The sequence below is a fragment of the Frankia sp. CgJB1 genome (assembly GCF_977947065.1).
The window spans coordinates 1-9,950 of the sequence record NZ_CDWTNB010000148.1 but is presented as its reverse complement, the minus strand read 5'-3'; the positions used below and the strand labels follow the sequence as shown (position 1 = coordinate 9,950).

The following is a 9,950-nucleotide window of genomic DNA, read 5'->3' as shown; positions in this document are numbered from 1 at the left end:
CCTAGCGGGAGTTACCGGGCTCATGGGAGTTACCGGGTCGGCTGTAGGGCAGGCTCGGTGCCGGTAGCCATCGGCGGGGTCGTGGCCGTGAGCGCGGAACCGGCCCCGCCGGGTCACCGGTCGGAGCGCCACAGCCGCCGGAACAGCTCGTAGTTCTCCCACGGCTGCGCCGTAGCGGCGCTACCCTGGCGCGGGACAGGCGACGGGCGGACGAACGTCACGGACACTCCCGGGGCGCGGCGGGTCTCGGGGGCGCGGCGGTGTCGAGCAGCCGCGCGAGCCGTCAAGGCGAACCCGGCATGAGGCCCGCGGCGCAGGGAGGATTCCGACGATGACAGGCGGCTTCGCCCACCAGGCGAACCGGGTCGCCCCGGCCCGGACGCTGCCCACCCTCGACATCGATCCCTTCCGGACCGGCGCCACGAACCGAGGTGAGTTCCTCGCCGCCCTGCGCGAGGCCTGCCACGGCCCGGGGTTCTTCTACCTGACCGGACACGGCGTCCCGGCCTCGCTCACCACCACGATCCTCGACGTGAGCCGCCGGTTCTTCCAGCTGCCCGAGGCGTCGAAGCTGGAGATCGAGAACATCCACTCGCCGCACTTCCGCGGGTATACCCGGCTCGGGCACGAGATCACCCGGGGCCGCCCCGACCTCCGCGAACAGATCGACATCTCCGATGAGCGCCCGGCCCGTGACCTCGGCCCCGACGATCCGGTCTACCTGCGCCTCGACGGTCCCAACCAGTGGCCCGCGGCCCTGCCTGAGGTGCGTGACACCGTACTCGCCTACATGGCGGAGCTGGGCCGGCTGGGCCGGATGCTAGTCCGGGCGTTCGCCGAGTCGCTGGGCCTGCCCGCCGATCACCTCGACCAGACCTTCGCCGACGAGCCGCGCTCGCACCTGAAGCTGATCCGGTACCGACCGGCGCCGCCCGGCTTCGGCGACGGCTACGACCAGGGAGCCGGCTACGACCAGGGAGTCGGGGCGCACAAGGACGGCGGCTTCCTCACGTTCGTCCTCCAGGACCACGTCCGCGTGCTCCCGGAGCGGGCCCCGGCCGGGCGAGCCGGGCGAGCCGGCGGTGGGGGCGGCCGGCCTGCAGGTGGCGGACGGGGCCGACGGGTGGATCGACGCGGTCCCGGAACCCGGCGCGTTCGTCGTCAACATCGGCGAGATGTTCGAGCTGGCGACGCGGCGCTACTACCGGGCGACCGTGCACCGGGTCGTCAACCCACCATCGGGCCACGAGCGGGTGTCCGTGGCGTTCTTCTTCGGGCCGCGGCTGTCGGCCACCCTGGAACCGGTTCCGCTGCCGGGCGAGCTGCTCCGGCAGATCACCGACGCGCCCCCGCCCGATCCACACAATCCGATCTTCGCCCAGCACGGGGTGAACACCCTCAAGAGCTGGCTACGCAGCCATCCCGAGGTGGCGCGGCGCTACTACGCCGACGCCGACGCCGAGCACCCCAAAGGACCCAAAGGAAAAGCCCTGTGACGACGATCCCCCCGGGTCGGAGCTTCGAGACCCGGCAGCTCCACGCCGGAGCCGCCCCGGACCCGGCGACCGGCGCGCGCGCCGTGCCGATCTACCAGACGACCTCCTTCGTGTTCGACGACACGCGGCACGCGGCCGAGCTGTTCTCGCTGGCCGAGGTCGGCTTCACCTACACCCGGGTCGTCAACCCCACGCAGGACGTCTTCGAACAGCGCATCGCGGATCTGGAGGGCGGGGTCGCGGCCCTGGCGACCGCCAGCGGCCAGGCCGCCCAGTCCCTGGCGGTGCTGAACCTCACCGCCGCCGGGGCGCACCTGGTGTCGTCGACCTCGCTGTACGGCGGGACGTACGCGCTGTTCAGGAACACGCTGGCGGAGTTCGGGATCGAGACCACCTTCGTCGACGACCCGGACGACCTCGACGCCTGGCGCGCGGCGATCCGGCCGAACACCGCCGCGCTCTACGGCGAGACCATCGGCAACCCCCGTGGGAACGTTCTCGACGTCGCCAGGATCGCCGAGGTGGGGCACGCCGCGGGGGTACCGCTGATCGTGGACAACACCCTGGCGTCGCCGTACCTGAGCCGCCCTCTCGAACACGGCGCCAACATCGTGGTGCACTCCGCCACCAAGTTCATCGGCGGGCACGGGACGTCGATCGGCGGTGTCATCATCGACGGCGGGCGTTTCGACTGGGGCAACGGCCGTTATCCGCGGTTCACCACACCGGATCCGGCCTACCACGGCCTGGTCTTCCTCGACGCGTTCCCAGAGACCGCCTACATCGTGCGGGCCCGCGCGCGGCTGCTGCGCGACCTGGGCCCGGCCCTGTCCCCGATGAACGCCTTCCTGCTGCTCCAGGGGCTGGAGACGTTGTCGCTACGGATGGAGCGGCACAGCGCGGGCGCGCTGCGGGTGGCACAGTGGTTGTCCGAGCGGGACGAGGTGATCTGGGTCGCCTACCCGGGCCTGGCGTCGAGCCGCTGGTATCCGGCGGCCCGGCGCTACCTGCCCGATGGTGCCAGCGCCGTGCTGGCCTTCGGTATCCGCGGTGGTGGCGCCGCCGGGCGGGCGTTCATCGAGGCCCTCGAACTGCACAGCCATCTCGCCAACGTCGGGGACGTCCGCTCGCTGGCGATTCATCCGGCGTCCACGACCCACGCCCAGCTCACCCCCGCCGAGCAGGCCGACAGCGGGGTGAGCGAGGAGCTGATCCGCCTGTCGGTCGGCATCGAGGGGGTCGACGACATCCTGGCCGACCTGGAGAAGGGCTTCCGCGCGACCAAGGGGCGCTGACCGGATTCAGCATCCGCCGCACTGCGAAGAGCCCAGTATTTCACTAGCTCTATCGACAAACTCTACTTACCCCACTAATTTGCCTACTAGGTTTGTCAGATCAGCCGCTTGGCTGATGGTTGACCGAGCTGTCACGAGCGCCAACGTTCAGCCCTGGCTTGTTGACCGGCAACCCTCGTTCGCGAAGGGGTGCCCCGGATGAGGACACGGCCGTGCCCCCGGGTGCGGCAAGCGCGGGCCCGTACTCCCGGGCCTGAGCCGAGGGAGCTGTGAGATGTCGGGAGCGACTCGCCACGCCAGTGGCCGCTTCACGCTCGCATGCCGGTGCGGGACGCAAGCCGTTGCCCACGTGCTCAGCCCCTGGGCGGGCGGGTCCGGGCAGGGGCTGACCCGCCGCCTAGCCATCGACCTGCGCCGTTCGTCCAGCTGCCTCTGTTCGTCCAGCTGCCTCTGTCGCTGACACCGCCGCCCACGGCGGTCCGGTCCCGCCGACCAACCGTCCGCCCTGCTCGGCACGGCCCCGACGGCTGGCCCTGCCGCACGCCGTCGACCAGCCGACCACCGACGGCCAGCCGACGGTCGGCCCGACGGCCATCCCGACAAGAAGTCTCGACACCCGATGTCCAGCAAGGTCTTCGGCGTCAGGAAACGCGTACCCCTGACGCTCGCCGCCGCCCTGTCCGTGGCGCTCGCGCTCGGGCCTGCGGCTCCAGTGACGATGGCGCGCCAGGCACGGACGGCGCCGCCGGTACCCCGAGAAGCGGGGGGACGTTGACGTTCGCCAGCAACACGGACGGCGCCTGCCTCGATCCGCACCAGAGCCCGGCCGACATCGACGGTCTCTACACACGGTCGATCTTGGACTCGCTCGTGGCGCTGAGCACCGACGGCACCATCCACCCGTGGCTGGCCATGAAGTGGACGGTGTCCGCGGACCAGAAGACGTATTCCTTCACGTTGCGCGACGATGTGACGTTCAGCAACGGCGAGAAGTTCGATGACGCGGCGGTGAAGGCGAACCTCGACCACATCGTGGCGCCCGCCACCAAGTCGCAGCTCGCCGCCGGAACGATCACGGGCTACACCGGGACGACGGTCGTCGACCCGACCCACGTCGATGTCCACTTCAGCGCGCCGACCTCGGCCTTCCTGCCCACCCTGGCGACGGCCTACCTGGGCATCGAAGCGCCGAGCACGCTCAGGCAGCCGCCGTCGGCGCTGTGCACGAAGATCGTCGGCAGCGGTCCCTTCATCAGCACCGGCGGTTACGTCAAGGGCAGGGGCATCGACTACACCCGCAATCCCGGCTACAAGTGGGCGCCCGCCACGGCGAAGCACACCGGCGCCGCCTATCTCGACGCGCTCTCGATCAAGGTCACCCCCGAGGACTCGTCCCGCTACGGAGCGCTGACCAGCGGCCAGATCGACGCGATCGCCAGCGTCCCGCCGGTAAACGTGAGCCAGCTGAAGTCGACCCCCGGATTCCAGCTCCAGACCGCGTTGGCCCCGGGCGGTAACTACAGCTACTACCCAAACACCGCCAAGGGTCCCTTCGCCGACGTCCGGGTCCGGGAGGCCTTCCGCGCGGGAATCGACTGGGCGACCATCGTCGACAAGCTGTACTTCGGCGTCTTCCCGGCCGCGAAGGGCCCGCTGTCGCCGTCCACGGTCGGCTATGACAAGTCGATCGAGTCGTCCTACGGCTTCAACCCGAAAAAGGCCAACCAGCTGCTCGACGAGGCCGGCTGGACCGCTCGGGACGGCCAGGGCTACCGGACGAAGGACGGCGCGCGCCTCACCGTCACGCATCCCTTCCTCAAGCAGTACGCCCGGGAGCAGCGCGACACCCTCGCAGACCAGATCCAGGCCGCTGCGAAGCAGCTCGGCATCGAGGTCAGGACGACGAACCCGGAGTACACGGCGTTCACCAAGGACGCCGTGGCCGGTAACTACGATATCTCGGGTGGGTGTTCCTCCGGCGGGTTGGTGCTGCGCTCGGTGTGCTGTGGGGCGCGGTCACCTTCACGTTCCTCGCCCTGCACCTGCGCTCGGGCAGCATCATCGACGCGATCATCGGACAGGCGGTGGTCACCCCGGAGATCAGGGCCCGGATCATCTCCGACTACGCGCTGGACCAGCCGCTGATCGTCCAGTACTTCGACTATCTGGGGCACCTACTGCGCGGCGATCTCGGTCATTCCTACAACCAGGGGATGCCGGTTTCCGAGGCGATCGGCCAGCAGATCGGACCGACGTTCGCGCTGCTTGCCAGCGGCGTGGGGCTCGCGCTCGTCGGATCGATCGTTGTCGCGACGTCCACCGCGAACCGGACGCGCTGGGTGCGCGGTCCCGTCGTGGGACGGGACCCGGCTGTCACCGGCGCCCGGTGGCCCGGTCGCGCAGCCCCGGGCCGTGGTGGGCTCGGAGATGGTGCTGGAGGCAAAACACCTGGTGAAGACGTTTCCCGTGCCGGGGCGCGGCACGCTGACCGCCGTCGACGACGTGTCACTGCGGCTGCGGACCGGGGAGACCCTCGGCGTCGTGGGCGAGTCGGGGTCGGGCAAGACCACGACCGCCCGGCTACTGCTGGACCTCGAACAGGCCGACTCCGGCACAGTCGACGTCGACGGCACAAGCTGGCGTGAGATCGACGAGCGGACCAGGCGCGGGCTGCGGCAGCGGATCCAGGTGATCTACCAGGACCCGCTGAGTTCATTCGACCCCCGCCACCCCGTCCGGAAGATCATCAGCGAGCCGCTGGCGGTGCAGGGGGTTCGCCGCGCCGCGCGCCGCGCGCCGGGCCCGCGTCCTCGAACTGATCGAGCAGGTCGGGCTGGACGAGAGCGTGCTCGACCGCCGGCCGCGCCAGCTGTCGGGGGGGCAGCGCCAACGGGTCGCGATCGCCCGGGCGCTCGCCCCGCGACCGCGGGTCATCATCTGCGACGAGCCGGTCTCCGCCCTCGACGTCTCCATCCAGGCGCAGGTGCTCGACCTGCTGGCCGATCTGCAGGCGCGGCTGGGGATCTCCTACGTCTTCATCTCCCATCACCTCGGCGTGATCTACCACGTCAGCGACCGGGTCCTGGTGATAAAGGACGGGCGGGTCGTGGAAGCCGGAGACGTCGAGGAGCTGTTCGCAAACCCCCGCCACGAGTACACCCGCAGCCTGCTCGCCGCGCTCCCCACCCTCGACGGCGCGGCGCTGCGCCCCCGGCCCGCCGACGACGGTGCCGCCGGACAGCCACAGTGAGAGACGAGCCGACCGACCTGAAAGGTTCGCGATGAGTGAGATCCCATTGGCCGTCCTCGACCTCGTCCCGGTCAGTGATGGCGGCACGAACGGCGAAGCACTGCGCAACACCGTCGATCTGGCCCGGCGGGCGGAGGAGTTCGGGTACGAACGCTACTGGTTCGCGGAACATCACCTCAATCCCGGCGTCACCTCAATCCCGGCGTCCTCGGCGTCTCCCCCGCCGTCGCCATCGCCCTGGTGGCCGGAGCGACGAGGACCATCCGGCTCGAGTCGGCCGGGGTGCAGGCCGGACACCGCACCCCGCTGTCGGTGGTTGAGGAGTTCGGCCTCATCGACGCCCTGCACCCGGGCCGCCTCGACCTCGGGATCGGACGCTCGCCCAGCCGGCCGGCCCCCGGGCCCGGCGGGCCGGTGAACGACCCGGCAGCCGAACGAAGCCTGATCTCGACGGCGGCGGCCTACTCCGCCGGGCTCGGCGGGGCGGACCACAGCATCGAGCAGCGGGCCGAGAACGGCCTGCTGATCCCCAAGCGCTACGACTTCCGCGGGCTGCTCGGCTCGTCGCGGCTGGGGCTTATGCTGTCGCTGCTGCAGCAGCCGAGCGCCTACACCCCGGACTACGCCGAGCAGATCGACGACGTCCTCGCGCTGCTGCGCGGAACCTATCGCTCGGCCGACGGCCTCCAGGCGCACGCCTACCCCGGTGAGGGCGCGAACGTGCAGGTCTGGATCCTCGGGGCATCCGGCGGATCGAGCGCCGCCGTCGCCGGCGAGCGCGGGCTGCGGTTCGCGGCCTCCTACCACCACAGCCCCAGCACCGTGCTCGATGCCGTCGACGCCTACCGGGCCGCGTTCCGGCCATCGGCGGAACTCGCCGAGCCGTACGTGTCGGTCTCGGCGGACGTCGTCGTCGGGGAGGACGATGCGAGCGCCGCACGGCTGGCCGCCGGCTACGGCCTGTGGGTCCGCAGCATCCGTTCCGGCGCCGGGGCCATCCCGTTCCCCAGCCCGGAGCAGGCCGCAGCGCACGCCTGGAGCAACGCCGACCGCGCGCTCGTCGAGGACCGGGTCACCACCCAGCTCGTCGGGTCCCCGCGAACCGTCGCCGACCGGCTCGAGCAGCTGGCCCAGGCGACCGGGGCCGACGAGCTCGCCATCACCACGATCACCCACCAGCACGCCGACCGGGTGCGGTCCTACGAGTTGCTCACCAAGGAGTGGCGCCGACGCCGGGCGTGAGTAGGCCGGGATCGCACCTGCCCAGGTCTCCCCGGCCTTTCCCGGCCTTTCCCGGCCTCCCAGGCCTCTCCTGACCTCCCTGACCTCCCTGACCTCCTTCGATCTTCTTCGGCCCTTCTTCGACGTCGAACAGAACCAGAATCTGACTATCGGCCTGACCGCGGCAGGCGCCGCCGCCCCGGTGCCGGCCACCGCCGGAAGGTGGCGGCCCGGCCCGGTGTTGTAGGTGACCGCGGTCGGCGTAGACGCCGATCGCGGATATCGCGGAGGTCTCGGCGCGGCGGGACGGCCAGGGGAAACGGCGAAGGGAACGGTGGTTGTGGTGCCGAAGGCGTACGTCTACAGCGACCACGGCGGTCCGGAGGTGGAGGCATTCGCCGACCTCCCGATCCCGGTGGCCGGGCCGGGTCAGCTCACGATCGCGGTACGTGCCGCCGGGGTCAACCCCGTGGACTGGAAGCTGCGGGGCGGCCTGCGGCTGCCGGCCGCCCCGCCAGCCGTGTTTCCGGTCGTACTCGGAGTGGAGGCCGCCGGCGTGGTGACGCAGGTGGGCCCGGACGTCGACGGATTCGCCATCGGCGACGAGGTGTTCGGCAGCGCGCCGGGCGGTGGCTACGCCGAGTACACGGTGCTGACTGCCGGGGAGAGCGCGTGCAAGCCGGCCGCGGTGTCCTTCGTGGCCGCGGCGACGCTGCCGGTCGCGGCGGCGACCGCCTACGACGGCGTGCACCAGCTGGCCCTGCCGCCCGGCGCCACCCTGCTAATCACCGGTGTGGGTGGCGGCGTGGGAGTGGCCGCCGCGCAGATCGCCCGGCAGGCGGGCCTGACGGTCGTCGGCACCGCGAGCGCCGGCAAGAAGGACTTCGTCGAGGCCCTCGGCATCGCGCACGTCGAGCCGGGCCCCGGCATCGCGGACCGGGTGCGGGCCGCCGCGCCCTGGGGGGTCGACGGAATCTACGATCTCGTCGGGGGCGAGACGCTGGACGACGTCGTCGAGGTCCTCGCGGACCGGTCGAAGCTCGTCACAGCCTTGTCCGGGGCGAGCGACCGGCACGGCGGGACGACGGTCCAGCGGGCCCGGGACAGCCGCGTGCTCGACGCGGTCGCCCAGCTGGTCGTGGACGGCGCGCTGGACCCGCTCGTGACCGCAACCTCCCCGCTGGACCAAGCCCCGGCGGCGCTGCGCGCGGTGGAGAACGGCCACGCCCGCGGCAAGATCGTGATCGAGGTCGCCGCGTGACCGAGCTTGCCGTTCCCCGACGCCATGTCCCCGACTGGCATGTCCCCGACCGGCAGGAGCCCAGGCGGCACGTGACCGGCCAGCACGTGCTGAACAACCCCGTCCGTTCCTCCCTCCTGGGTCCGCACGCGCATTTCGCCGAGCGGGTCGGTGACGTGCTGCGCTACCCGGTCAACGTGTCACCGTTCGTCGCCCTGCCGGACGTGCCCGACGAGGGCACCTGGCGCAACGCCGCAGCGCTGCTCGGCCCGGGCGCGATCGTGCCGTTCACCGGCATCGACGCTTCCCCGCCGCCCGGCTGGGAAGAGGCAAGCTTCGACGGCGCGCAGCTCGTGGACGAGGGGGTCGACGCGTTCCCGGACGAGGAGGCCGTGCGGCTGGGGCCCGCGGACGTGCCGGAGATGCTCGCGCTGGTCGAACGCACCAAACCCGGGCCGTTCCTGCCCCGCACGATCGAGCTCGGCACGTACCTCGGCATCCGGCGGGACGGCACGCTGGTGGCGATGGCCGGGGAACGGCTGCACCCGCCCGGCTGGACCGAGATCAGCGCCGTCTGCACGGACGCGGGCCACCGGGGCCAAGGCCTCGCGACCCGGCTCGTCCGCGCGGTCGCCGCGGGCATCCGGGCCCGCGGGGAAACACCGTTCCTGCACGCCGCGGCGACCAACACGAACGCGATCCGGCTCTACGAGTCGCTCGGGTTCCGGCTGCGGCGTGAGGTGACGTTCCGCGCCGCGCAGATACCGGATATCGAGCCGGCCGCGTAACCACCGCCCGGCCGCGTAACCACCGCACCGGCCCGCGTGGCGAACGCCTTCCCCGCGGGCCGGTGCGGACCACCGGCAGGCTATCCCCCCGGTCGGACGACCCGCGCCGGCGCGACGACCGGCCCTGCCCGCGCTCGCCCCGTCCGACTACCGTTCAGAAGTGGAGGTACGCCGACGACCCAGAACGAGGGGGATGACGCGATGACCCCGCCGAACGCGGGCGCGCCGGCGCTCGTCACCGTGGCTTCACCGACCGATCGGACCGAGCTGGCCATGCCCACGACGCAGACACCGACCCAGACCACCGGGACCAGCATCAGGGTGGCATTCGCCTTCGACCATGCCGGTGGCGGGGTGCTGTCCCCCGCAACCTGCCTGTGGCTGCTCGGGAACGAGCAGCTCGGCCGGGTGGCGTTCCGGGCGGACGGGGAGGTCCTCGTGCTGCCGGTGAACTACGTGATGGACGGGGAGGCGGTGGCCTTCCGGACGGCCGTGGGCTCGAAGCTAACCGCCGCGATCGAGGAGGACGCGGTTAGCTTCGAGGTCGACGGGCGCGATCCGGCGTCCCGCAGCGGCTGGAGCGTCCTGATCAGCGGGAAGGCCGTGTCCGTCACCGACCCGGGCACGCTGGCCAGGCTCGAGCGGACGGGACTCAAGCCA

The 9,950-nt window shown here is 71.5% G+C and carries 10 protein-coding genes, 3 pseudogenes and 1 riboswitch; of the genes and pseudogenes, 12 read left to right on the top strand and 1 reads right to left on the bottom strand.

The window, feature by feature from the left end; all coding sequences use genetic code 11:
* Positions 1-331: 331 nt before the first annotated feature.
* A pseudogene (locus AC08OT_RS15600) lies at positions 332-694 on the top strand (2-oxoglutarate and iron-dependent oxygenase domain-containing protein); the annotation flags it as partial.
* Positions 695-820: 126 nt separating this feature from the next.
* Here the strand turns inward: AC08OT_RS15600 and AC08OT_RS15595 are convergent.
* Complete coding sequence (locus AC08OT_RS15595; protein WP_476594727.1) at positions 821-1,030, bottom strand: hypothetical protein; 210 nt, start codon at positions 1,028-1,030, stop codon at positions 821-823.
* A 52-nt stretch (positions 1,031-1,082) separates the two neighbouring features.
* Between AC08OT_RS15595 and AC08OT_RS15590 the strand changes: the two genes are divergently transcribed.
* The 11 genes and pseudogenes from AC08OT_RS15590 to AC08OT_RS15540 form a co-directional block, all read left to right on the top strand.
* Positions 1,083-1,496 (top strand): 2OG-Fe(II) oxygenase family protein, encoded by a 414-nt coding sequence (locus AC08OT_RS15590; RefSeq protein WP_476594726.1) that lies wholly within the window; start codon positions 1,083-1,085, stop codon positions 1,494-1,496.
* The gene (locus tag AC08OT_RS15585; protein WP_476594725.1) at positions 1,493-2,791 is read left to right on the top strand and encodes a bifunctional o-acetylhomoserine/o-acetylserine sulfhydrylase; all 1,299 of its coding nucleotides are present in this window, start codon (positions 1,493-1,495) and stop codon (positions 2,789-2,791) included. The genes AC08OT_RS15590 and AC08OT_RS15585 overlap by 4 nt, the downstream gene beginning before the upstream one ends.
* A gap of 129 nt (positions 2,792-2,920) precedes the next feature.
* A riboswitch (SAM riboswitch) is annotated at positions 2,921-3,031 on the top strand.
* A 34-nt stretch (positions 3,032-3,065) separates the two neighbouring features.
* Positions 3,066-3,251: a putative leader peptide gene (locus tag AC08OT_RS15580; protein WP_476602963.1), complete on the top strand. Its 186-nt coding sequence runs from the start codon at positions 3,066-3,068 to the stop codon at positions 3,249-3,251.
* Positions 3,252-3,562: 311 nt separating this feature from the next.
* Positions 3,563-4,936 (top strand): ABC transporter substrate-binding protein, encoded by a 1,374-nt coding sequence (locus tag AC08OT_RS15575; RefSeq protein WP_476594272.1) that lies wholly within the window; start codon positions 3,563-3,565, stop codon positions 4,934-4,936.
* Between the two features lie 282 nt (positions 4,937-5,218).
* Positions 5,219-5,476 (top strand): annotated as a pseudogene (locus AC08OT_RS15570) (ATP-binding cassette domain-containing protein); the annotation flags it as partial.
* A 160-nt stretch (positions 5,477-5,636) separates the two neighbouring features.
* Positions 5,637-6,041: an ATP-binding cassette domain-containing protein gene (locus AC08OT_RS15565; RefSeq protein WP_476594271.1), complete on the top strand. Its 405-nt coding sequence runs from the start codon at positions 5,637-5,639 to the stop codon at positions 6,039-6,041.
* Between the two features lie 31 nt (positions 6,042-6,072).
* Positions 6,073-6,189: pseudogene (locus AC08OT_RS15560) on the top strand (LLM class flavin-dependent oxidoreductase); the annotation flags it as partial.
* 92 nt (positions 6,190-6,281) lie between these two features.
* Entirely contained in the window at positions 6,282-7,283 is a 1,002-nt protein-coding gene (locus tag AC08OT_RS15555) for an LLM class flavin-dependent oxidoreductase (protein WP_476594270.1), read from the top strand.
* 322 nt (positions 7,284-7,605) lie between these two features.
* Positions 7,606-8,523 (top strand): NADP-dependent oxidoreductase, encoded by a 918-nt coding sequence (locus AC08OT_RS15550; protein ID WP_476594269.1) that lies wholly within the window; start codon positions 7,606-7,608, stop codon positions 8,521-8,523.
* Positions 8,524-8,594: 71 nt separating this feature from the next.
* Positions 8,595-9,290 (top strand): GNAT family N-acetyltransferase, encoded by a 696-nt coding sequence (locus tag AC08OT_RS15545; protein WP_476594273.1) that lies wholly within the window; start codon positions 8,595-8,597, stop codon positions 9,288-9,290.
* Positions 9,291-9,491: 201 nt separating this feature from the next.
* On the top strand, positions 9,492-9,950 hold a 459-nt coding region (locus AC08OT_RS15540; RefSeq protein WP_476602962.1), incomplete at its 3' end, for a pyridoxamine 5'-phosphate oxidase family protein.

What these genes read in the sequence shown, in the direction of transcription:
- AC08OT_RS15580 (WP_476602963.1), top strand. Translation starts at nt 3,066, where the DNA reads ATGTCGGGAGCGACTCGCCACGCCAGTGGCCGCTTCACGCTCGCATGC.